This is a genomic window from Methylomonas aurea (assembly GCF_024505045.1).
Lineage (GTDB): Bacteria > Pseudomonadota > Gammaproteobacteria > Methylococcales > Methylomonadaceae > Methylomonas > Methylomonas aurea.
This window is the reverse complement of the sequence record NZ_JANIBM010000008.1, coordinates 72,952-96,384: the sequence shown is the minus strand read 5'-3', so window position 1 is coordinate 96,384 and position 23,433 is coordinate 72,952. Positions and strand designations below refer to the sequence as shown.

Genomic DNA, 23,433 nt, shown 5'->3' with positions numbered 1-23,433 from the left:
ATCGAATTGGCGGGTTGGGCGGTGCGCCTGGTGGGACGATCGCCTATAATCGTTAGATATTGGCCGATAGAATGGGTTGCGGCCGAACATGGACCATGCGGACATCGGGAACCAAAGCGCAATGACGAACCGGCCTAAACGAGACGATGCCTTATTGGCGAGTTTGCAGCAATTGTGCAGTTTGGGCTTAGCCAGCGAAACCGTGATGCCCGATCTTCTGAAAGGGTTGAGTCGATGGATGGGCTGCGACAACGGCCAATTCGTCTGGGTCGACGCCCAGCAAAGGCCCTGCAACTTTTACTGCGACGCGGGCGATGCATCGATCTGGCAAAATTATTTGTCAATTTTCGATCAGCTTGGCATCCCCGGCTGGAAAACCCTTGATTGGTATCAACAGAGCGAACGGGCGACAGTGGTCGGCGGCCGGCATGACCAGGGATATTACCGCTCATCGTTTTACGGCGAGATCATGCATGCGGTCGGCGGGGAATGCAGCATATGCATCCCGATCCGCGACTCCGGCGGTCTGGTGCGCGGCTCCATCGGCCTGAATCGCCAAACCAGCGTGCATGCCTTTAATGACGCCGACCGCCTGGACTACGAGCAATTCGCCTCCCATCTTTCGCTGCTTTTCTCGAATTGCATCGAACCCGAAGCATCCAATTTCCAGCGCATCGGTGAGCGCGGCATCGCAGTTTTCGATTACGCAGGCAAGCTGTTGTACAGCGATGACCCAGGCCGACAGCTGCTTTTTTTGACCGGGTATCCCAAAATCAGGCGTCTCGACCACAACGCCAATACGCCGGGCGTGGAAATCAACATCCGCCGAATTTGCTCTTCCCTACAAAGCATAGCGCGCGGCAAACCGGCCCAAGCTCCGGCGTTCGAGTGGGTTACAGCTTGGGGACGTATCGGTTTCCGCGGTCGGCTGTTATCGTCGACAACCGAGAACAACGGCGGCACAATCGGCATGGACATCGTACGTTATATTCCGCGCCGAATCGCCTTCTGGCGCCAGATCAGTTCGCTGGATTTACCTTTGCGGCAACGGCAGGTCTGTCTGGAGTTCGTCGAAAACCGTTCATTGACCGACATCGCCAAGCGGTTGGGTATCAGCCGCAATACGGTAATCGATCACGTCAACAAACTTTACGATCGCTTCGGCCTGGAACCCAGTCGGGAAAACTTGCAGGAGTTTTTGAGCCAACTCAGGTCACCTGACCGTTACGCTTTGGATTTCACCGAGCCGCAATAAGCTGTTTTTGCGCCGGCACTGCGCCAGTTCCACTCTAACGCGTCGAGCCGCAATGCTTAGCGCGTCTGCCTCGGCTTGGCGAGATTGAAAGGGTGCGCTTGGGCTCGCGGCGTTAGAACCGCTATTTCTGAAAAGATTTGTCGGAAATCGGTTGACCGAAAAATCGGCAACAATGGACCGGCAGTCAAAACACTGGATCGCACCTAACCCGGCAAAGTTACTCGACTTGACCGGGTTTCGGTCGAGTCGAGCGTCGTGAAGGCTTGGCTTAACGCAGATCGAAACGATCCAATTGCATCACCTTGGCCCAGGCCTTGGCGAAATCCTGCACAAACTTTTCCTTGGCATCGTCTGCGGCGTAGACTTCCGCCACCGCCCGCAGTTCGGAGTGGGAACCGAAAATCAAATCCACCGGCGTCGCGGTCCATTTGGCTTGGTTCGTGGCCCGGTCTTTGCCTTCGTAGATGCCATCGGTCGCCGATTTGCTCCATTGGGTCGACATATCGAGCAAATTCACGAAGAAGTCGTTAGTCAACGTGCCCGGCCGGCTGGTGAATACACCGTGTTTACTATGGCCGGCGTTGGCGTCCAACGCGCGCATGCCACCCACCAGTACGGTCATTTCCGGTACGCTCAGGGTCAGGAAGTTGGCGCGTTCGACCAGCATTTCTGCCGGCGACAGCGCATTATCCTTGCCGAAGTAGTTGCGGAAGCCGTCGGCTTTGGGTTCCAGAACCGCTGCCGAGTGGACGTCGGTTTGTTCCTGCGAGGCATCCGTTCGCCCCGGTTTGAAAGGTACTTGCAGCTTGACGCCGGCTTTTTTTGCGGCCTCTTCCACCGCCGCCGAACCGCCCAGCACGATCACGTCGGCCAGCGAGACTTTTTTACCGCCTTTCAAACTGCGGTTAAAGTCGTTCTTAATGGTTTCCAGGCGCGTCAGCACCTTGGCCAGTTCGGCCGGGTCGTTGGCTTCCCAGTCTTTTTGAGGCGCCAACCGAATCCGTGCGCCGTTGGCGCCGCCGCGCATGTCGGTGCCGCGGAAGGTCGCCGCGGATGCCCAGGCGGTTCTGACCAGATCAGGAATGGTCAAATCCGAAGCCAGGATGGCCGATTTCAACTTGACGACGTCCTTACTATCGATCAGCTTGTGGTCGACTTTGGGGATCGGGTCTTGCCAAACAAAGTCTTCGGCCGGCACTTCGGCGCCGACATAACGTGCCTTCGGTCCCATGTCGCGATGGGTCAGCTTGAACCAGGCGCGGGCGAACGCGGCTTCGAATTCCTTGGGGTTATCCAGAAAGCGCTTGGAGATCTTTTGGTACTCCGGGTCCATTTTCAACGCCAGGTCAGTAGTGAACATGATCGGCGGATGGCGCTTAGTCGAATCGTGGGCGTCCGGCACGAAGTTGTCGCCCTTGCCGTCTTTGGGAATCCATTGGATGGCGCCGGCCGGACTCTTGCTTTGTTGCCAATCGAAGGTGTACAGCCAAGTCAGGTAGTCGTGGGTCCAGCGGGTTGGGTTGGTCGACCAGGCGCCTTCCAGGCCGCTGCTGACCGTATCCACGCCATTACCCGCGCCGCATTTGTTGGCCCAGCCCAAGCCTTGCTGTTCGATGTCGGCGGCGGCCGGTTCCTTGCCGACGCATTCGTCGGATTTATGCGCACCGTGGGCCTTGCCGAAGGTATGGCCGCCGGCGATCAGCGCCACGGTTTCCTCGTCGTTCATCGCCATGCGGCCGAAGGCTTCACGGATATGCTTGGCGGCGGCCAACGGATCGGGGTTGCCGCCCGGGCCTTCCGGATTGACGTAGATCAGGCCCATTTGCACGGCGGCCAAGGGTTTGGCCAGTTCGCCATTGGCGTCGTGGCGTTCGTCGGCCAGAAATTTTTTCTCCCAGCCCCAATTGACGTTCTCGGCTTCCCAGTCGTCGGCGCGGCCGCCGGCAAAGCCGAGGGTTTTGAACCCCATGTCTTCCAGCGCCACGTTACCGGCCAACACCATCAAGTCGGCCCAGGATAATTTGGCACCGTATTTTTGTTTGACCGGCCATAGCAAGCGGCGGGCTTTATCGAGGTTGACGTTATCCGACCAACTGTTGAGCGGTTCGAAGCGCTGTTGGCCGCCGGAGGCGCCGCCGCGCCCGTCGAAGATGCGATAAACGCCGGCGCTATGCCAAGCCATGCGGATGAAGAACGGGCCGTAATTGCCGTAATCCGCCGGCCACCAAGGCTGGGAGGTGTGCAATACGCCGGCGATGTCTTTCTTGACCGCCTTCAGGTCCAGGGTTTTGAATTGTTCGGCATAGTTGAAGGCCTGGCCCAGCGGATTGGACTCGGCCGAGTTCTGGCGCAACGGTTTTAAATCCAGTTGCTCCGGCCACCAAAAGCTGTTGGTCGTAGCTTGCATATCGGCAAACGCCGGCTGGCTATGCAACGCTGCAGTAATGGCTAACGTCAAAGCGGAAGCCAGGAATAGTTGTTTGGTTTTCATGGTGCACCTCTGTTCCTTATTGTTGTTCAATCAAAAACATACCGTCGCCTCTGCAGTTTAGATGCCGCTCCCGGATTAAACCATGGGCCGATCAAACTTGGCTGCCTCGCGTCGAACTGAAAGGTAGCGGTGCTGACTGCCGGCACTTGAGCATTACCGAATCTTTTTTACATCCAGGAACATAAGCCCGAACTGCGTTTAAGCATCGCCAGCGGCTTGCTGATCCGCTGTTGAATCGCTCCGGCCAATATATTCAAGCGAATAGAGCCGGCAATTTGAAATTGATTCAATCGATAAGCCGATAGGCCGAGTCAATGGCGACGACTGTTAGCTGTTATCATTCCGGGCCGGACGGCGTTTGTCAGGACCCTATAACCAACGGTAGGCATGATGAGATGACTTTGCGCGATTTGAGCTATCTGCTGGCGGTAGCGGAATTCAGAAACTTCAGCCAAGCGGCTGAACACTGTGCGATAAGCCAGCCCACCTTGAGTACCCAAATCAAAAAGCTGGAAGATTATCTCGGTGTGGAGCTGTTTCTGCGCGACAAAAATAATGTGGCCGTGACCGACACCTGCCGGCAAATTCTGCCCATCGCCCGCCGTATACTTGACGACGTCGGCTCGATTCGGCAAATTGCCGCCCATACCAGCGCCCGGCACCGCAATCAGCTATCGCTGGGCGCGTTTCCGTCGCTGGCCAGTTACGTGCTGCCGGAATACGTGTTTCGGCTCAAACAACACTATCCGGAATTGAAATTGCAGTTGGTCGAAGAAAAGACGCATACGCTGATCGCGTTGCTGATCGACAAAAAGCTGGACGCGGCCCTGCTGGCCTTGCCGGTGGAACACGAAGCGCTGGAATACCGGCTGCTATTCGAAGACCCGTTCACGCTGGCGGTTGCCGCCGACCATTCGCTCGCCGCGCTGGACGAAGTCGATCTGAATCTGGCCGCCGGGGAAAATCTGCTGTTGCTGGACGAAGGCCATTGCCTGCGCGACCAGGCGCTGAAGTTATGCGATCCGGCGCGCTTCGTCGAACACGATTTTCGGGCTTCGAGTCTGGAAACCCTGCGCTTTATGGTCAAGAACGGCGTCGGCGTCACATTGATGCCGTCCGTCGCGATTCAACCGGAAGACAAAGACATTCGTTACATCGACATCCGCCAACGGCCCAGCCGTTCCATTGCGCTGGTCTGGCTGAAAGCTCATCCGCGCGGCGCGACACTGGAAACGATGGCTAAGCTGCTGGCTTACAAACCGCTGCCTTAAGCTGGACAACATCTCCGGCCGGCAATGTCGCAACTACCCCGAGAAGACGGCGGCATACAGTTTCGCGGTCTGCGGCTCCAGCGCTGAAACCGGCGTGTCATGCCGAATAGCCGGACCGAGTCAGCTACGGTCGCCCCCCATTTCGACCGGCTAAGCCAGCGCGGAACGAAACCGAACTTTATAAGTAACTCGCATACCTCTGATTTATAAATGAATAACCGAAAAAATCATCAATCCGGGCTGGAGCCGGCCCCGCAACATACGCCGATGATGCAGCAATACCTGCGCATCAAGGCACAGCATCCCGAGATATTGTTGTTTTATCGGATGGGCGATTTTTACGAGCTGTTTTACGACGACGCCAAGCGCGCCGCGCAATTGCTGGACATCACCTTGACCGCCCGCGGCGCATCGGCCGGGGCGCCGATTCCGATGGCCGGCATTCCGTATCATGCCGCGGAAAATTACATCGCCCGCTTGCTGAAACAGGGCGAATCGATCGCTATTTGCGAGCAGATCGGCGACCCCGCCAAATCCAAGGGACCGGTCGAGCGCAAGGTGGTGCGCATCGTCACGCCCGGCACGGTCACCGACGAGGCTCTGCTGGAAGATCGCAAGGATAACCTGTTGCTAGCCTTGGCCCGGTTCGACAAATCGATTGGGCTGGCCTGCCTGGATTTGAGCAGCGGCAAGTTCGTGTTGCAACAACTGGAAAACGACAGCCAGTTGCTGGCGGAAATCGAGCGCTTGAATCCGGCCGAATTGCTGTTCAGCGAAGATCAGGCCTTGCCGACCGCCATCAAGGAACGCAAAGGCCTGTGCAAACGGCCGCCCTGGCATTTCGAGCTCGGCAGTTGCCGACAGTTGATACTCAAGCAATTCAATTGCCACGACCTGAAAGGCTTCGGTTGCGAGCAGCTGCCGGCGGCGATTTGCGCGGCCGGTTGTCTGTTGCAATACGTGCGCGACACCCAGTTCAATGCTCTTCCGCATATTCAGGGCATTGCAGTCGAACATGCCGACGACAGCATCAGCCTGGACGCCGCCAGCCGCCGCAATCTGGAGTTGGACAGCCACCCCAGCGGCCAACTGCAATACACTTTGCTCGGCGTGTTGGACAAGACCACCACCGCGATGGGCAGCCGCTGTTTGCGGCGCTGGCTGCATCGGCCGTTGCGCGACCAGGCCGTAGTCAACGGCCGTTACGCCTGCATCGCCAGCCTGATCGACCACGAGTTGTATCGGGACCTGCAAACCAGCCTGCGTCAAGTCGGCGACATCGAGCGCATCAGCTCGCGGATTGCGTTGAAATCGGCCAGACCGCGCGACCTTTTGACCCTGCGCCTAACCTTGGCGGTGCTTCCTGAGCTGCAACAAAAACTGGCCGGCAGCGATAATCCTCATTTTGAAGCCTTGCGCGCACAGCTTAAAGAACATCCGGAATTGGTCGATCTGCTGCAACGCGCCATCATCGACAATCCACCGGTCTTGATCCGCGACGGCGGCGTGATCGCGCCGGGCTTCAACGCCGAACTCGACGAACTGCGCAACCTGAGCCAGAACGCCGATCAGTTCCTGATCGACATGGAACAGCGCGAACGCGCCGCCACCGGCATTGCTAATCTCAAGGTCAATTACAACCGGGTGCACGGCTATTACATCGAAATTTCCAACGCCCAAGCTGACAAGGTGCCGGTACATTACACCCGCAAACAAACGCTGAAGGGCGCGGAACGCTATATCACGCCGGAGCTAAAATCGTTCGAGGACAAGGTACTCAGCGCGCGGGAAAAGTCGCTGGCCTTCGAAAAAGCCTTATACGACGACTTGCTGGGCACGCTAAGCGAAGCTTTGCTGGATTTGCAACATTGTGCAAGCGCGTTGGCAGAGCTCGACGTGCTGGTCAACTTTGCCGAACGCGCCGAAACCCTGAACTGGACCCAGCCGGTGTTGACCCAGGAACCCGGCATCCACATCGTCGCCGGCCGCCATCCGGTGGTCGAGCAATTGTCCAGCATCCCCTTCGTCGCCAACGACCTGGATTTTTCCGGCGAGCGGCGGATGCTGGTCATCACCGGCCCCAACATGGGCGGTAAATCGACCTACATGCGCCAAGCGGCGTTGATCGTGCTGCTGGCGCACATCGGCTGCTACGTACCGGCGCAATCTTTGAGTTGCGGGCCGATCGACAAAATTTTCACCCGCATCGGCGCTTCCGACGACTTGGCCAGCGGCCGCTCCACCTTCATGGTGGAAATGTCGGAAACCGCCAACATCCTGCACAACGCCAGCGCCAACAGCCTGATTTTGATGGACGAAATCGGCCGCGGCACCAGTACTTTCGACGGCCTGTCGCTGGCCTGGGCCTGCGCCGATTACCTGGCGCGCAACGTCAAAGCCTTCACCCTGTTCGCCACGCATTATTTCGAACTGACCACGCTGGCCGAAGAGCAAACCGGCATCCATAACATTCATTTGGATGCGATGGAACACGGCGACAAGATCGTATTTCTGCATGCGGTGAAAGACGGCCCGGCCAGCCAGAGCTACGGCCTGCAGGTCGCAGCACTGGCCGGCGTGCCGCAAGCGGTGATCGCCAATGCCAAACACAAGCTGGCGCAACTGGAAAACACGGCTTATATCGAACAGCAGGACCGCAGCGAAATCGACCAATTCGATTTGTTTACCAGCCAGGAATGCCATCCGGCCCTGGTATTGTTGGAAGGGATCGACCCTGACCAACTCAGCCCCAGACAAGCTTTGGATACTCTATACCGTTTGGCCGGCCTGATGAAAAACTACAAAACCTAAACCGGCGTCAGCCTGGCATGGAGTCCCGCGCCGGCCGGGTCCCTGGACAGTCTGGCTGAGCGCCGATCAGTCGCCGCGGCATTATTGGTCGGGCGTCATGGAGATTTGATATAGGTGTGCAACTTCGGCCTGTAAGGCAATTTGCCTTGGTAAGCACCAGCGATTAACCCATTAAGCGCCGGATCAAATAGTTGACAAAACGCGGGCCGACTATAATTAGCGAATAGCTGTTAATTGTGTGGACCCCATGGCGAAATGCCGCTTCGAAAAACCTTTATTGATCTCGATTCTGACGCTAGCGACGGTATTACTGACCGTAAGCGATGCGCTGTGGCGCGTCGACCGTTGGATCTACGACCTGCAACTGCCTTTGCTGGCGTCGCCGGCTTCTCCGGAAATCGTGATCATCGAAGTCGATCAAAAAAGCCTGGCGGATTTCGGCCGCTGGCCTTGGCCGAGAGACATCCACGCCCGCTTGCTTGAGATTTTGGCTCGTTCCAAGCCCCGTGCTATAGCGCTGGACTTCATTTTTTCCGAAGCCGACAAGTACCACCCGGAAGCGGATGCCCGCCTGACCCATGCCCTGGCGTTGGCGCGGCCGGTCGTGTTACCGGTGGTGGTGGAATACAACGGCCAGACACTGGTGGAAACCCTGCCGCTGCCCGACTACGCCAAGCACGCCGCTCTGGGGCACGCCAACGTCGACCTCGACAGGGACGGGATCAGCCGCAGCATACTGTTGCAGGTCGGCTTGGGCGACAGGCTGTGGCCGGCCATGCCTTTGGCACTTTACGCCCAACAACATCCTGAATTTCTGGCAGCGCTGCCAGGCTTGCGCACTGAAGCCCGGCGCGGCGCACTGAACGGCGACTTTCGAGTCTGGCTGCCGTTTTTCGATCCGAGCACCGATTTCGCTCGTCTTTCTTACTCCGACGTGTTGTCCGGCAAAATTCCCGCCGGAGCGTTCGACGGCAAATACGTGCTGGTCGGCCTGACGGCAAGCGGCCTGGAACGCGAATTGCCGGCGCCATTGGCGGTCGGCGGCCGGCCGATGACCGGGGTCGAATTCATCGCCGCCGGCCTGGACGGCTTGTTGAAACAAACCCTGTGGCAGCCGTTGCCGGGGATTTGGCAATTTTGGGCGAGTCTGGCGATCGCCGGTTTGTCGGTTTGGCTGAGCACCCGGTTCTCGCCGCGCTGGTTGCCGCTGGCTATATTGGCGCTGTCCGCGGCCATTCTGGGTGGAAGCTGGCTACTTTTACGCCTGAGCCATTACTGGTTCACTCCGTCGGTAGCGCTTTGCGTATTGTGGTTCAGTTACCCGCTGCGCAGTTGGCGCCAATTCGAGAAGTTGATCCAATCTTTGTTCGCCGAGCGCAAACGGGCATTTATCACGCTGAACGCAATTGCCGACGGCGTTATCACGACCACTCCGGACGGCGTGGTCGACTACATGAATGCGGCTGCAATCGACATCGTCGGCCATAGGCCTCCCAGTTCCAGCAGTCTTCATATCGACCGGATTTTCAGCCTCGAAATCAATGACAAACCCTTCGCGATCGCGGAATTGATCCAGCGGAGCATAGCCGAAAACGTGCCGTTGAAATACAGCCACTGCCGGCTGACCGTATCCGGTCAACACCAGATTACCGCCAATTTGGCAATTGCACCCTTGCTGGCCGCTAAAGGCGTGCCCAGCGGCGCGGTGATCAGCATCAACGATATCGGCGAGAGAATGCTGATGGCCAAAATGCTGATGCAGAAGACGGAGGAACAAGCCGTGATGCGCGAACTGATCAACCGTACGGAGCAGGTCAGTCTCGCCAAAAGCCAGTTCCTTTCGCAAATGAGCCACGAGTTGCGCACGCCGTTGAACGCTGTGATCGGTTTTGCGCAACTGCTGCAAATGAACGATCCCGAGCATCCGCTGGACCCTTGCCATCTGGATTCGGTAGAAGAGATCCTCAAGGCGGGCCAGCATTTGCTGGCTTTGATCAACGAACTGCTCGATCTGGCCAAAATAGAATCGGGCAAAATCGCCATGAATATTCAGAGTATGGCGCTAGCCGCTTTGATCGGTGACTGTACCGCCTTGATTTCACCTCTGGCACGCAGCAAAGGACTTAACTTGACCGTTCAAAATTCGCTGGATCCCGAGGTTTTATTGAAAGTGGATCCGAAACGGGCCCGGCAGATTCTGTTGAATTTCCTGTCCAATGCCGTCAAATACAATAGCCCGAACGGCCGCATCGATTTGCAAACCCAACTTAACGAAAGCGATAGAGTCCGCATTTCGGTAACCGATACCGGCCCGGGTTTGGCCGAACAAGAGCAAAAACTGCTGTTCCAATCCTTTCAGCGCCTCGGCGCCGAGAGTGGCGAGATCGAAGGCACCGGTATCGGCCTGGCCATCACCAAACAATTGGCTGAATTGATGGACGGACGCGTCGGCGTCAGCAGCACCCCCGGAATAGGCAGTACTTTTTGGGTAGAGTTTCCGCTAGCCGTCAAGCTACCGGTTGCGCCCACCCAATAAAATTCGGGTTCTGGGCAGTACGCCAATCGCGGCTATACTTTGCCGGCATACCTCAGCGCGCCGCCGGAGACTGCATCACCCACCCTTCTTTATTGATTGTCGAGGCTCTTATGAAACGTTTTCTGCTACCGTTATGCGTGGGGATTGGCCTTACGCTCTCCACTGCCGCATTCGCGGACGACAATGTAATCGGTTACATCAAGACATCCACTGACGAAACCGCAATCATTGGAGCGGGAAATAAGTTAAAAGCGGGCCTCGGATCAGCAGTGCGTGTCGGGGACATCATCAAAACCGATGCCAACGGTTCCGCAGGATTGACGTTGAAGGACAATACGGTCCTGTCCATCGGCCCGAATACCGAACTGAAAATCGAGGCATACCAATTTTTGCCGGAACAGGACCGGCTGGAGTTGAGCGCCAGCTTATTGAGCGGAACCCTGCAATATATCTCCGGTGTCATCGCCAAACTCAAGCCGGAAGCGGTAAGGCTCAATACCCCGACCGGCGTGATCGCGGTCAGAGGAACCCGTTTTCTAGTCAAAATTGCCGAATAAGCCGAGTATTTGCCATGACCAAAATGCCTACATCAAAAACATTTCTGACCATTGCCGCCTTGGCGTTGGGCGGCTGCGCCGAATCCTATCTGGTGTTGTTGGAGGACCACGACGGCAGTACCGGCAAGGTGACTTTCAGCAGCCGGGACGGCGCCGAAACCTTGGTCGAAACAGCCGGCTACGGCGCTACGTTAAGCAACGACAAAGCGGTGTTTAAAGTCGAACAGCAACGCATCGAAAAAGATTTCGGCAGGGCCTTGGCCTCGGAACCGGTGCGTCCGGAGGTATTCCTGCTCTATTTCGAGACCGGCGGGGCCAAACTGACACCGGAATCTGCTGCGTTGATACCGAAAATAGTCGAAGCGGCAGGCAAACATCCGGCAGCGGACATCTCGGTGATCGGTCATACCGACACGGTCGGCAACGCGGATAAGAACGAAAAACTGGCCCGCGAACGCGCTGTCGAAGTCAGCAGTTTGTTCGATCCCAGCAAGCTCGACGTCAAGGAAGTGACCGTGACTTCGCACGGCGAGAAGAATCAATTGATCAAAACGCCCGACGAAACCTCGGAACCGAAAAACCGTCGGGTGGAAGTCACAATCCGATAAAACAAGCGGCGGTCCGGCTGCAAACCGAACCGCCCGGATATTATTCGCTGGCCAGAATTTTTGCTAATTGCGCGGCCGGCACATAGCCCGGCAGGATATTGCCTTTTTGAGTCACGATCATAGGCGTGCCGTTCATGCCGAACGCTTCACCCAAAGCCATATGTTCGTCGACCGGATTTTCGCAGCTTTTGCTATCCAAGCTTTCCCCTTTCTTGGCCGCTGTCAGAGCCTTGTTTCTGTCCGCGGCGCACCACACGGAAACCGCTTTCTTGTATGAATCGGAACCTTTGCCGGCTCTGGGGAAAAACATATAGCGCACCGTGATACCTTGCGCCAAGTATTGGTCGATTTCCGAATGCAATTTACGGCAATAACCGCAATCGATGTCGGTAAACACCGAGACCATATGTTTAGGGTTCTCCGCTTTGAAGATGATCATCTTCTGTTCGCCGAGTTTGTCCAATTCAGCTTTACGGGCACCGGCAAGTTTGGCTTCGGTAATATTTTTCTTGGCTTGGACGTCGAATAATTGGCCTTGCACCAAGTATCTACCGTCTTCCGAAGCATAAAAAATATTGCCGCCCGACGTCACTTCATACAGTCCGGGAATTTCGGAGGGTTTCACCGCATCGATTTTACCTTCCGGCATAAAATTGCCGATCGCTTTTTTGATCGCAGCTTCGTCAGCAATCGCCTGACCGCACAAAATCGCGGCAGACAAAGCGAGTAGGTGTGAGATTTTTTTCATGCTAGTACCATGGAAGTTTGTCAGGGAGAGCGATTCGGACTCGGATCGAGCGGATTCGTTCAGCGTTATTGAAATAGGCGGTCGATATCGAGAAACATGGCCAAGGCCATCAACAACATCAACAACACCATACCCACCTGTTGAAAATACATCTGCAATTTCTCGGGCACCGGACTGCCTTTCACCGCCTCCACGGCAAAAAACAATAGATGGCCGCCGTCCAATACCGGCACCGGCAAAAGATTCAACACGCCGAGACTGACGCTGACCAAACCGAGAAATTTCAGGAAGGCGGTCAGCCCCATATCCGCCGATTGTCCGGCATACTGGGCAATACTGATCGGTCCGCTCAGATTTTCCACCGAGGCAGAACCTACCACCATTTTTCCCATCATTTTCAATGTATTGACGGCATAGAACCAGGTTCTTTCGAAAGCCGCCGGGACGGCGTCGAGCGGCGACAACGAGTGCTCGACCAACAGCGAATCCAACAGATCCTTGGGTGTTTCAACACCGGCACCGATCTTGCCTATGCTTTTGCCATCCTTTTGCTGCTCCTTGCGCGGTGTCAGGGTTAATACCGAGCGGACGCCGTTTCGTTCTATGGTCAGGTTAATGGCGATTTCCGGCCGGGCCTGCACATAATCGACCCATTGTTGCCATTCGTCGATTTCGACGCCGTCGGCGCTGACCAGCAGATCGCCGCTCTGTAAACCGGCCTGTTTGGCCACGCCGTCTTCCATCAATTTGCCGACGACCGGTTTGATCTTCGGCGACCAAGGCTTCAGCCCCAACCGCTTGTGCAGTCCTTCCGGCGTTTCGGCATCTTGGTCGGTCAAGCGCAGAATGCGAGTTTGCCGACTGTCATCGGCAGATTTGGTAGTGACACTGATTTCGCGTTCACCGGCAATCGCCGCCGAGAGCAACGCGTCGAAGGTTTCGATCCAGGTCGGCGTGAGTTTGTCGTTGACGGCGACGATTTCGTCGCCCTTGACCAGACCGGCTTGCTCGGCCAGCGATCCGGGCTCGACGCCGCCGATCAGTGGCCTTAGGCCCACTTCGCCGATGACCAGTACCGCCCAGAACAGCAACACCGCCAGCAGAAGGTTAAACAGGGGGCCTGCCGCGACTACCGCGGTCCTGGCCCACAATGGCCGCCGGTTGAACGCGTACGGCAAATCGGCCTCTTTGACGGCTTCCTCGCGTTCGTCGACCATTTTCACATAACCGCCCAACGGCACCGCAGCGATCACAAATTCGGTATCTTCGGCGCTTTTTCGCCAAGCCAACAAGGGTCTGCCGAAGCCGATCGAAAACCGAATGACTTTTACCCCCACCTTGCGCGCGACCCAAAAATGGCCGAATTCATGAAACGCCACCAATACCGCGATGGCGACTATGAAATAAAACAAGGTATGCAAGGTATCCATCTAACTCCTATTGCAATAATTCGCCGATGACGAATTCGGCCACCTCTCGGGCGCGGAGGTCGGCGTCCAGAACATGCTCCAACGTATCGGCAGCTTCCGGTTCAAAACGCGCCATACTGCGCTCGATGATTTTGGCGATATCGGTGAAACGCACACGTTCGTTCAAGAACGCATCCACCGCGATTTCATTAGCGGCATTCAACACGGTAGGCATGATGCCGCCGGCCTTGATTGCCTGATATGCCAACTTCAAACAAGGAAAACGTTGCAGATCAGGTTGCTCGAAATCCATGTGCTTGACCTGAAAGATGTTCAAGGGTTCCACTCCGGAATCGAAACGTTCCGGCCAAGCCATTGCATGGGCGATAGGCGTACGCATGTCCGGATTGCCCATTTGCGCCAATACCGAACCGTCGACGTAATCCACCATCGAATGAATGATACTTTGCGGATGAATCACCACCTGAATTGCATCGGGGTCCATATCGAACAGCAGGCAAGCTTCTATCAGTTCCAAGCCTTTGTTCATCATCGTCGCCGAATCGACCGAAATTTTCCGGCCCATGTCCCACTTCGGGTGGGCTACCGCCTGCTCGGGCGTTACCTGCTCCAAATCGGCCAGCGGCGTCTGCCGAAACGGGCCGCCGGAAGCGGTCAGTAAAATTCTGCGGGCCTGTTTGGCGCGATGACCGGCGGTATAGCCGGCCGGCATGCACTGAAAGATGGCATTGTGCTCGCTATCGATCGGCAGCAGCGTCGCACCCGAATCGGCCACCGCCTGCATAAAGATTTGGCCGGACATCACCAACGCTTCCTTGTTGGCCAGCAGCACCGTCTTACCGGCTTTCGCAGCGGCCAAGGTCGGCAACAATCCGGCGGCGCCAACGATGGCGGCCATCACCGCATCGACGCTATCCAGCGTCGCCACATGGGCTAAGGCATCGGCACCAGCCAGGACCCGGATGTCCGCGATCGGCGTGCCGACTAATTTATCCTTGAAAGCCTGAACATTATCCGGATTGGCCACAACGGCATATTCCGGCCGATGCGCAAGGCATTGTTCGAACAAGGCGTCGATATTGCCGTTAGCGGTTAACGCAACCACTTTGTATTGGTCCGGATGGCGCGCGACCACATCCAGGGTACTGACGCCGATGGAGCCGGTCGCCCCGAGTATGCAAATGCCCTTCATGAGTAAAAAATCCTGCCGATCAACAGAATGCCGGCATAAAAGAATGGGGCGGCGGCGATCACGCTATCGACTCTATCCAAAATACCGCCGTGTCCCGGCAGTAAATTGCCGCTGTCTTTCACGCCCTTTTTACGTTTGACCAGGCTGAAAAACAAATCGCCGTATATGGAGACCAACACCGTCATGACCGACAAGATCAGCATATCGGTCCAAACCAGACTGCCTAAAAACCGCAGGCTGCTGTCTTGGGCTTCGGCCGGCTCGGCGACGGTCAGCCAGCCGTAAACGGCGAAACCCAGACCGCATAGTGCCGCCGAGGCCAAAGCACCGTACATGCCCTCTACCGTTTTGCCGGGGCTGACTTCGGGAGCCAGTTTCTCCTTACCCCAGGTTTTCCCGGCAAAGTAAGCGGAGATATCGGCAGCCCAAATCAGGATCAAAAAGTAAAGTACCATGCCGGTGCCGTAATAAGCGCGCAGTTTGCTCAGGAACATCCAAGCGCCGAGCAGCACCATCCAGCCGATAAAGGCTTTGAATCGGGGTTTGAATTCCATAGTCAACAGCTGCAGACTGGTCTTTCTGATTAAAACCATCGTCAGGATCCAGAACGATACCGGCAATATCACAAACCACTCCAAGGCATCCGAATAATCCTTGATTTCCGGCCACTCCATTGCTTCACTGGCCACTTCCAGCAACACGGTCCAGTAATTCACACCCAGCATAGGCACGATCAAAGCAAACATAAACAGAATCTTGCCGCTGAGTTTGCTAACGTCGGTCAACAGCATCCATTCGTAGGCGGCGGCCAATGTGATCAACGCGATGAACAACGAAAAATAAGTGGCGGGTAACAACAGCACCGCAGCCGTGGCGGCCGCTGCCAGAACCAGAGCGGTTAAAATACGTTTTACTAACATATCGATTTTCTAATTATTATGGTTATGGAAAACATCCCTAGACAACTCGGCCGGCGACAACCTGCTCGCCGGTATGGCCGAAGCGGCGCTGGCGACGCTTGAAACTGCCGATGGCTTGTTGCAAGGCGCCGTGGTCGAAATCTGGCCACAGCGCATCGGTGAAATAAAACTCCGTGTAAGCCAATTGCCAGAGCAGGAAATTACTGACCCGTTCCTCGCCGCCGGTGCGGATGAACAAATCAGGTTCAGGCAAACCGGCGGTCTGTAAATACCGGTCTACCAAATCCTCGCTGATATCCCCCTCATCGATGGTTCCGGCTTTGATTCCGGCAACGATTTGCCGCATGGCATTGGCGATGTCCCAGCGCCCGCCGTAATTGGCCGCAATCAACAGGGTTAACCCGGTATTACCTGCGGTTTGCGCTTCGGCCGAACGGATTTTATCTTGCAATTTCTCACTAAAGGCGGTTTTATCGCCGATGATTTTGAGGCGGATATTGTTTCTATCCAGTTTGTCGACCTCGGCTTGCAAAGTCGACATGAACAGGTCCATTAACAGGCTGACTTCGTCCTTGGGCCGGCGCCAGTTCTCGCTACTAAACGCAAATAGCGACAGCACCTCGATGTTTTCCTTGGCGCAGAACTCGACGATTTTACGCACTGCCTTGACGCCGGCATGGTGCCCCATAATTCTCGGCATCAGGCGTTTTTGCGCCCAACGGCCGTTACCATCCATGATGATGGCAATATGGCGGGGATTGCCATTATCAATCACCGGTTTGTCGTCAACAGCATTCATGTCTTTCTCGGTTACATGGACAGCAAATCAGCTTCTTTTTCTTCCAGATGCTTTTCTACTTCCTTGATGTATTGATCGGTAAGTTTTTGGATCTTGTCTTCCGCTTGACGGGCATCGTCTTCGGAAATCAACTTTTCTTTCAAGGCGTCCTTGATCGCGGCGTTGGCATCGCGACGAATGTTGCGGATCGCCACCCTGCCCTGTTCCGCCTCGTTTTTGACGATTTTCACCAAATCTCGGCGGCGCTCCTCGGTCAAGGCCGGCAGTGGCAGACGGATCACGGTACCCTGGGTAGCCGGATTCAATCCCAACCCGGAAGACATGATCGCCTTTTCAATCGCCTGTACCATGCTTTTTTCCCAAGGCACCACTTTCAAGGTCCGCGCGTCTTCGACCGTAACGTTGGCGACTTGCGACAGCGGCGACTCACTACCGTAGTAGGACACGGTAATTTGGTCCAATAAACTGGGGTGGGCGCGTCCGGTTCTGATTTTGGTGAACGCTTTTTGCAACGCTTCGATGCTTTTCGCCATCCGCGCTGCAGCGTCCTGTTGAATATCGCTAATCATTCTGTTAATTCCTCACAATCAGAGAGCCGATGTCTTCGCCGCGCATCAAACGCATTACGGCACCCGGCTCGAATACATTCATTACCCGCATCGGCAGATTGTTGTCCCGGCACAGCACTAAGGCGGTGGTATCCATGACGTTGAGACGCTGATCGATGGCTTCGTCATAAGTCAAACGCGGGTAAAACACCGCATCGGGCACTTTAATCGGATCGGCCGAATAAACGCCTTTGACCTTGGTGGCCTTAATCATCAGCTCGGCGTCGATTTCGATGGCGCGCAGACTGGCGGCGGTATCGGTGGTAAAAAACGGGTTGCCGGTACCGGCGGCGAAGATGGCGACCCGGCCTTTTTCCAAATGGCGGACTGCCCTACGGCGAATATAGTCTTCGCACACCTGGTTGATTTTCAGCGCGGTCATGACTCGTACCGGTTGCCCCAGGTATTCCAACGCATCTTGCATGGCCAAGGCGTTGATCACGGTGGCGAGCATACCCATCTGGTCGCCGGTGACCCGGTTCAAACCTTCCGACGCCTTTTCGCCGCCGCGTAAAATATTGCCGCCGCCAATGACCAGACCAACCTGAATACCGGCATCGCATAAGTCTTTCACTTCCTGGGCCAAGCGCTGGACGATATCGGGATCGATACTGCCGCCCGTTTCGCTCATCAGCGCTTCACCGCTCAACTTCAGCAAAATTCTCCGACAAATCAATTGAGTCATATTCAAATATCCAGAGTAAAGGGTAAAAGCAACGAAATATCCAGAAAAATAAACCCGGATGACCGGGTTTATGTCTTGGGCTGGTTTAACCTCTGACTTGCGCCATGACTTCGGCAGCGAAGTCCTCTTCTTTCTTTTCGATGCCCTCTCCAACTTCGAAGCGCGCGAAACGTATCGCCGCGTTGCCTTTTTCTTTCAACAGTTGGCCGACGGTTTTACTGTCGTCTTTAATGAAGGCCTGTCCCTGCAGCGTGATTTCCGCCAAGAACTTGTTGACTCGACCTGAAACCATTTTCTCGACGATATCGGCCGGTTTGCCTTTGATTTTTTCTTCTTGTTGCGCCAAGAAAATTTCTTTCTCTTTTTCGATAGTTTCCGGCGCGACTTGATCGGCAGAAATGCAAACCGGTTTACTGGCAGCGATGTGCATCGCGACATCCTTACCTAATTCGGCATCTGCCTTGGCCAGTTCGACGATAACGCCGATTTTGCTGCCGTGCAGGTAAGCTGCTTGGCCACCGTCTGTAGTAGTGTATTTGACAAAACGGCGCACGGTGATGTTTTCGCCGATTTTAGCGATCAAAGCTCGACGGGTTTCGTCTACACTGACGCCGGTGCTCAACAACATGGCTTGCAATTCTTCATCGCTGTTGACGTTGTTGTTTAACAAGCTATTGACGACGTCGTTGGTGAATCCGATGAAGTCGTCGCCTTTGGCCACGAAGTCGGTTTCGCAGTTGACATCGACCATCACCACGGTTTTGCCGTCGTCGGATACTTTGACGCCAATAACGCCTTCCGCCGCGATTCGGCCGGATTTTTTATCGGCTTTCGCCAGACCGGCTTTACGCATGTTCTCGATCGCCAGTTCCATGTCGCCGTTAGCTTCGACCAAGGCTTTCTTACATTCCATCATGCCCGAACCGGTACGTTCACGCAGTTCCTTGACCATCGCCGCACTAATACTCATCGTTTTTTCCTCAAATTTATCAACTAAAAAAACGCCTCACAGAGGAGGCGTTTAAAAGACAGTCTGTTCTGAACGATACGTTCAGGAGCCCGGCAGCGGCGCCGGGCAGGTATAAATACTTACCCTTCCGAAACCACTTCTTCTACGAACTCGTCGGCTTTGGACGAAGCATCCATACGCAGAGCCTTGGCTTCCAAAATCGCTGCGGACGCACTTTGGCAATACAGAGTGACCGCGCGGATGGAGTCGTCATTTCCCGGAATCACATAATCGATTTTTTCCGGAGAATTGTTCGAGTCGACCACGCCCACAACAGGAATACCCAGTTTTTTGGCTTCCATAATCGCATTTTTTTCGTAACCGACGTCCAATACAAAAATCACGTCAGGCGTACCACGCATGTCTTTGATACCACCTAGGCTGCGCTCGAGTTTTTCCAGCTCGCGCTCCATACCCAAAGCTTCTTTCTTGCTGAAACGCTGGTATAGAGTTCCGTCGGCTTTCATCGCCTCCAGTTCTTTCAGGCGGTTGATCGATTTCTTGATGGTTTTGAAATTGGTCAACATACCGCCCAACCAACGATGATTGACGTAAGGCATGCCACAACGTTTCGCTTCTTCCGCTACAGCTTTACGCGCCGCTTTTTTGGTACCGACAAACAGGATAGTACCTTTATTGGCGGTCATTTGACCGAGATAGTTCATCGCGTCATTGAACAACGGCAAAGTTTGTTCCAAGTCGATGATATGAATTTTGTTGCGGGCTCCAAACAGGTATGAAGCCATTTTCGGGTTCCAGTAGCGGGTTTGGTGTCCGAAGTGAACACCCGCTTCCAGCATTTGACGCATTGACACTGCTGCCATTTACTTCTCCTAAAATTGCCGAATTTTCGGCTTTGGGTTACGCCTCCACCCGCCCCGACCAGTGACCGGGAACCAATGGTTTCCGGCACCCCACCGACCGTGTCGACAAGTGTGAGTATTGATTACATAGTGAACTTACCTTTATACCATGATTACAATTTCACAACAACTTCAAGTCTGATAGACTCCTTGGGATAGTCTGCCGGGTAAGCTCCGATTTTTGTGGCACCGGCCCTGCTCGAATCGCACTCGTAATTCATTCAAAATCATTGCCCCGATGACCATAATTATCAAAACCGCCGACGAAATCGAAAAGATGCGGATTGCCTGCAAACTGGCCGCCGACGTGCTAGACATGATCGCGCCTCATGTCGTCGCTGGCGTCGCCACCGAAGAACTCGACCGTATCTGCCACGATTACATCGTCGACGTCCAAAAAGCGATTCCAGCGCCGCTGAATTACCGGGGCTTTCCGAAGTCGATATGCACGTCGATCAACCATCAGATCTGCCACGGCATTCCCAGCGACAAAAAACTGAAGAACGGCGACATCGTCAACATCGACATCACCGTGATCAAGGACGGTTACCACGGCGATACCAGCAAAATGTTCTGCATTGGAGAGGTCAGCCCCCACGCCAAACGCTTAGTAGACGTAACCCGCGAGAGCTTGTTTTTGGGCATCGAACAAGTTAAACCCGGCGCGCATTTCGGCGACATAGGCCATGCCATTCAAAAACATGCCGAGGCTAACCGCTACTCGGTGGTTCGCGAATTCTGCGGTCACGGCATTGGCAAAAAATTCCACGAAGACCCGCACGTCATGCATTTCGGCAAGCGCGGCGAAGGCGCAATGATGGAGCCGGGCATGATCTTTACGATCGAACCCATGCTCAATCTCGGCAAACGCCACATGAAAATCCTTCCCGACGGCTGGACCGCCGTCACCAAGGACCGCAGCTTGTCGGCCCAGTGGGAACACACGATTCTGGTGACCGAACAAGGCTACGAAATATTGACCCTTAGACAGGAAGAATTGTGAGCCCGTTTCCGTTCACGGAAAGCGACTTTTTAAGTTGTTTCAGCCAGGACAACCCGATTGCGGCGTTTAAGAACGCAATCGCCGCGGAAAACTCCCATTTAAAACTGCGCTTCAACCCGGACCAGGCTACTGCCGGCCTGCTCACCGAGAAAGCCCGCTTCATCGACAACATCCTCACTGCGTGCTGGCTGCATTTCCTCGGCCCGGCAGCTGATCTGCACTGCCTGATCGCGACCGGCGGCTACGGCCGCAGCGAGCTGTTTCCCTATTCCGATATCGACATTCTGGTGTTACTAGCCGACGCCGATCCGGCCGACTATCAACACGCGCTATCGGGCTTTTGCAACTTTCTATGGGATATCGGCCTGAAACCGGGCCTGAGCACGCGCGACGTCGACGACTGCCTGACGGCCGCCCAAGACGACCAAACCGTGTTCACCAGCCTGCTGGAAATGCGCCTGATTGCCGGCAGCTCCGAGCTTTTCGAGAAACTGAAACGCAAAGTCAGCTCGGATGCATTATGGCCTTCCGACCAATTTTTCCCGGCAAAAATGCAGGAACAGCAAAAGCGCTACGCCAAATACCACGATACGGCTTACAACCTGGAACCGAACATCAAAGAAGGCCCGGGCGGGCTGCGCGATTTGCAGGTCATAAGTTGGGTATTCAAACGCCACTACAACGCATCGTCACTGCGGGAATTGATCAAATACGGTTTCCTGCCCAAATCCGAGTACGACAATTTGATCACTGCTCGCGACATTTTATGGCGCCTGCGTTTTGCCTTACACAATTTAACCAACCGCTGCGAAGACCGCTTGGTATTCGACTACCAGCGGGAACTTGCCAGCCAATTCGGCTATGTCGACCGCAACGAACAGCCGGACGTAGAGCAATTCATGCAGTTCTATTTCAAAACAGTGGTCGACATCGAACGGCTGAACGAAATGTTGCTGCAATTGCTTAACGAGCGCTTGATCAGCAACAAGGAAAGCCTGACCCCGATTCCGATAACGGCCAACTTCTCGTCGATAGACGGCTACCTGGAAGTCAGCAACAAAGACGTATTTCAAAAACAACCCTTGGCATTGCTGGAAATCTTCCTGATCCTGCAACAGTCGCCGTCGCTGAAAGGCATTCGCGCCAGCACGATTCGATTGATCCGAAAGAATCTGCCGCTGATCGACGAAAACTTCCGCCGCAACAAACAGGCTAATCGATTGTTCATGGACATCCTGCGCCAGCCGCGCGGGATTACCAGCCAATTGAAACGCATGAACCGCTACGGCGTACTGGCAGCCTATCTGCCGGACTTTGCGAATATCGTGGCGAGAATGCAGTACGACCTGTTCCACATATACACCGTGGACGAGCACACGCTGTTCGTGATCCGCAATCTGCGGCGCTTTTCATTGGCCAAGCACAATAACGAGCTGCCGTTTTGCAATAACATTTTTTTGCTGATCGCCAAGCCCGATATCCTGTATCTGGCGGCGTTGTTCCACGACATAGCCAAAGGCCGCGGTGGAGACCATTCCACGCTGGGCGAGACCTTGGCCCGCAACTTTTGTCTGCAACACGAATTGTCCAACCACGACACCAAGGTCATTACCTGGCTGGTCCGCCACCACCTGCTGATGTCGATGACCGCTCAGCGCAAAGATATCAGCGATCCGGAGGTGATTCACACCTTCGCGCTGCAAGTCGGCAGTATCGAATATCTGAATTATTTGTACCTGTTGACCGTGGCCGACATTCGCGCCACCAATCCCAGCTTATGGAACGCCTGGAAAGACGCACTGCTGAAAGAGCTCTACATCTCGACCCACCAAGCGCTGCACCGCGGCCTGCACAATCCCGTAGCGCGCTCCGAACGAGTACAAGAAAACAGGAAGGAGGCGCGAGAAGAGCTGTTGAAACTGGGCATGTCCAAGACCACGATCAAACAGTCTTGGCAACACCTGAGCGACGATTACTTTCTACGCTACTCGGCCGACGAAATTGCCTGGCATACCATTGCCATTGCCGCCTGCCAGGAAAGCGAAATGCCTCTCGTTCTGCTACGCCCGCAAACTCAACGCGGTAGCGCTGAAATATTCGTCTATACCCGCAATGAAGACTTATTGTTTTCGATATGCACGGCAACGCTGGATCAGCTTGGCCTGACCATCCTGGACGCAAGGATCATCACGACCGCAGACCAGTATGTTTTGAACAGTTTTCAGGTGCTCGAACAATCCGGAGAAGCGATCAACGACCTGTACCGGGAAGTCCATATCTGCAATGCACTACGCCAAGGCCTAATCGCCAAAAAAGTCAAAGCCTCGAAGAACATCCACAAACAGTCCCGCCAGGCCCGCCATTTTCCGATCGAAACCAGCATTACCTTTCTGGACGATCCTTCGCATAAACACACGATCGTGGAACTAGTGACAACCGACCGCGCCGGTCTGCTATCGACCATCGGCCGCGCGTTTACCGAGCTCGACATCCAGTTGCACGACGCCAAGATCACGACGATAGGCAGTCGCGCCGAAGATATGTTCTACATCACCGATCGGCAATCGCGTCCGATCGACGACGAGGATAAAAAACAACAATTACGCACCACGATGCTCAGATATTTGGACCTGAAAACTTGAACTCG

Annotated in this window: 18 protein-coding genes; 8 read left to right on the top strand and 10 right to left on the bottom strand. The window is 55.1% G+C overall.

Annotation, left to right across the window (positions count from 1 at the left end; genetic code table 11):
- Positions 1-121: 121 nt before the first annotated feature.
- A complete protein-coding gene (locus tag NP603_RS09255) occupies positions 122-1,255 on the top strand; it encodes a helix-turn-helix transcriptional regulator (protein WP_256610587.1) in 1,134 nt (377 codons plus the stop codon).
- 268 nt (positions 1,256-1,523) lie between these two features.
- On the opposite strand, the gene katG is transcribed toward NP603_RS09255, so the two are convergent.
- Positions 1,524-3,746, bottom strand: a complete 2,223-nt coding sequence (gene katG, locus NP603_RS09250) for a catalase/peroxidase HPI (protein WP_256610586.1) — start codon at positions 3,744-3,746, stop codon at positions 1,524-1,526.
- A gap of 395 nt (positions 3,747-4,141) precedes the next feature.
- Between katG and NP603_RS09245 the strand changes: the two genes are divergently transcribed.
- From NP603_RS09245 to NP603_RS09225, 5 genes are all read left to right on the top strand, one after another.
- Positions 4,142-5,017, top strand: coding sequence for a LysR substrate-binding domain-containing protein (locus NP603_RS09245; RefSeq protein WP_256610585.1), 876 nt, complete (start codon positions 4,142-4,144; stop codon positions 5,015-5,017).
- 210 nt (positions 5,018-5,227) lie between these two features.
- Complete coding sequence (gene mutS / locus NP603_RS09240; protein ID WP_256610584.1) at positions 5,228-7,828, top strand: DNA mismatch repair protein MutS; 2,601 nt, start codon at positions 5,228-5,230, stop codon at positions 7,826-7,828.
- A 247-nt stretch (positions 7,829-8,075) separates the two neighbouring features.
- Positions 8,076-10,364, top strand: a complete 2,289-nt coding sequence (locus NP603_RS09235; RefSeq protein WP_256610583.1) for a CHASE2 domain-containing protein — start codon at positions 8,076-8,078, stop codon at positions 10,362-10,364.
- Positions 10,365-10,474: 110 nt separating this feature from the next.
- Positions 10,475-10,921, top strand: a complete 447-nt coding sequence (locus NP603_RS09230) for a FecR family protein (protein WP_256610582.1) — start codon at positions 10,475-10,477, stop codon at positions 10,919-10,921.
- Positions 10,922-10,935: 14 nt separating this feature from the next.
- Positions 10,936-11,529, top strand: a complete 594-nt coding sequence (locus NP603_RS09225; RefSeq protein WP_256610581.1) for an OmpA family protein — start codon at positions 10,936-10,938, stop codon at positions 11,527-11,529.
- 40 nt (positions 11,530-11,569) lie between these two features.
- Here NP603_RS09225 and dsbC read toward each other — a convergent pair whose 3' ends face one another.
- The 9 genes from dsbC to rpsB all read right to left on the bottom strand — a co-directional run bounded on the left by dsbC (position 11,570) and on the right by rpsB (position 19,744).
- Positions 11,570-12,277, bottom strand: coding sequence for a bifunctional protein-disulfide isomerase/oxidoreductase DsbC (gene dsbC, locus NP603_RS09220; protein WP_256610580.1), 708 nt, complete (start codon positions 12,275-12,277; stop codon positions 11,570-11,572).
- A 65-nt stretch (positions 12,278-12,342) separates the two neighbouring features.
- On the bottom strand, positions 12,343-13,707 hold the full coding sequence (rseP, locus tag NP603_RS09215) for an RIP metalloprotease RseP (RefSeq protein WP_256610579.1): 1,365 nt from the start codon (positions 13,705-13,707) through the stop codon (positions 12,343-12,345).
- A 7-nt stretch (positions 13,708-13,714) separates the two neighbouring features.
- Complete coding sequence (gene ispC / locus NP603_RS09210) at positions 13,715-14,899, bottom strand: 1-deoxy-D-xylulose-5-phosphate reductoisomerase (RefSeq protein WP_256610578.1); 1,185 nt, start codon at positions 14,897-14,899, stop codon at positions 13,715-13,717.
- On the bottom strand, positions 14,896-15,819 hold the full coding sequence (locus NP603_RS09205) for a phosphatidate cytidylyltransferase (RefSeq protein ID WP_256610577.1): 924 nt from the start codon (positions 15,817-15,819) through the stop codon (positions 14,896-14,898). The genes ispC and NP603_RS09205 overlap by 4 nt, the downstream gene beginning before the upstream one ends.
- Before the next feature lie 37 nt (positions 15,820-15,856).
- On the bottom strand, positions 15,857-16,618 hold the full coding sequence (gene uppS, locus NP603_RS09200) for an undecaprenyl pyrophosphate synthase (protein WP_256610576.1): 762 nt from the start codon (positions 16,616-16,618) through the stop codon (positions 15,857-15,859).
- Positions 16,619-16,629: 11 nt separating this feature from the next.
- The gene (gene frr, locus NP603_RS09195; RefSeq protein WP_256610575.1) at positions 16,630-17,187 is read right to left on the bottom strand and encodes a ribosome recycling factor; all 558 of its coding nucleotides are present in this window, start codon (positions 17,185-17,187) and stop codon (positions 16,630-16,632) included.
- A gap of 4 nt (positions 17,188-17,191) precedes the next feature.
- Complete coding sequence (gene pyrH, locus NP603_RS09190) at positions 17,192-17,911, bottom strand: UMP kinase (RefSeq protein WP_256610573.1); 720 nt, start codon at positions 17,909-17,911, stop codon at positions 17,192-17,194.
- Between the two features lie 85 nt (positions 17,912-17,996).
- On the bottom strand, positions 17,997-18,881 hold the full coding sequence (gene tsf / locus NP603_RS09185) for a translation elongation factor Ts (protein WP_256610572.1): 885 nt from the start codon (positions 18,879-18,881) through the stop codon (positions 17,997-17,999).
- Positions 18,882-19,000: 119 nt separating this feature from the next.
- Positions 19,001-19,744 carry a 30S ribosomal protein S2 gene (rpsB, locus tag NP603_RS09180; RefSeq protein WP_256610571.1) on the bottom strand — a complete coding sequence of 248 codons (744 nt, stop codon included), beginning with the start codon at positions 19,742-19,744 and terminating at the stop codon, positions 19,001-19,003.
- A 277-nt stretch (positions 19,745-20,021) separates the two neighbouring features.
- Here rpsB and map point away from each other — a divergent pair, with 277 nt between their 5' ends.
- Positions 20,022-20,786, top strand: a complete 765-nt coding sequence (gene map / locus NP603_RS09175; RefSeq protein ID WP_256610570.1) for a type I methionyl aminopeptidase — start codon at positions 20,022-20,024, stop codon at positions 20,784-20,786.
- On the top strand, positions 20,783-23,428 hold the full coding sequence (glnD, locus tag NP603_RS09170; protein WP_256610569.1) for a [protein-PII] uridylyltransferase: 2,646 nt from the start codon (positions 20,783-20,785) through the stop codon (positions 23,426-23,428). Before map ends, glnD begins: the two co-directional genes overlap by 4 nt.
- The last annotated feature ends 5 nt before the right edge of the window (positions 23,429-23,433 follow it).

Bases quoted from the DNA above. Each gene is read 5' to 3' on its own strand.
- NP603_RS09225 (WP_256610581.1), top strand. From the start codon at position 10,936: ATGACCAAAATGCCTACATCAAAAACATTTCTGACCATTGCCGCCTTG.
- dsbC (WP_256610580.1), bottom strand. From the start codon at position 12,277: ATGAAAAAAATCTCACACCTACTCGCTTTGTCTGCCGCGATTTTGTGC.
- NP603_RS09245 (WP_256610585.1), top strand. From the start codon at position 4,142: ATGACTTTGCGCGATTTGAGCTATCTGCTGGCGGTAGCGGAATTCAGA.
- rpsB (WP_256610571.1), bottom strand. From the start codon at position 19,744: ATGGCAGCAGTGTCAATGCGTCAAATGCTGGAAGCGGGTGTTCACTTC.
- tsf (WP_256610572.1), bottom strand. From the start codon at position 18,881: ATGAGTATTAGTGCGGCGATGGTCAAGGAACTGCGTGAACGTACCGGT.
- uppS (WP_256610576.1), bottom strand. From the start codon at position 16,618: ATGAATGCTGTTGACGACAAACCGGTGATTGATAATGGCAATCCCCGC.
- ispC (WP_256610578.1), bottom strand. From the start codon at position 14,899: ATGAAGGGCATTTGCATACTCGGGGCGACCGGCTCCATCGGCGTCAGT.
- pyrH (WP_256610573.1), bottom strand. From the start codon at position 17,911: ATGACTCAATTGATTTGTCGGAGAATTTTGCTGAAGTTGAGCGGTGAA.
- map (WP_256610570.1), top strand. From the start codon at position 20,022: ATGACCATAATTATCAAAACCGCCGACGAAATCGAAAAGATGCGGATT.
- frr (WP_256610575.1), bottom strand. From the start codon at position 17,187: ATGATTAGCGATATTCAACAGGACGCTGCAGCGCGGATGGCGAAAAGC.
- NP603_RS09205 (WP_256610577.1), bottom strand. From the start codon at position 15,819: ATGTTAGTAAAACGTATTTTAACCGCTCTGGTTCTGGCAGCGGCCGCC.
- rseP (WP_256610579.1), bottom strand. From the start codon at position 13,707: ATGGATACCTTGCATACCTTGTTTTATTTCATAGTCGCCATCGCGGTA.
- mutS (WP_256610584.1), top strand. From the start codon at position 5,228: ATGAATAACCGAAAAAATCATCAATCCGGGCTGGAGCCGGCCCCGCAA.
- NP603_RS09235 (WP_256610583.1), top strand. From the start codon at position 8,076: ATGGCGAAATGCCGCTTCGAAAAACCTTTATTGATCTCGATTCTGACG.
- katG (WP_256610586.1), bottom strand. From the start codon at position 3,746: ATGAAAACCAAACAACTATTCCTGGCTTCCGCTTTGACGTTAGCCATT.
- NP603_RS09230 (WP_256610582.1), top strand. From the start codon at position 10,475: ATGAAACGTTTTCTGCTACCGTTATGCGTGGGGATTGGCCTTACGCTC.
- NP603_RS09255 (WP_256610587.1), top strand. From the start codon at position 122: ATGACGAACCGGCCTAAACGAGACGATGCCTTATTGGCGAGTTTGCAG.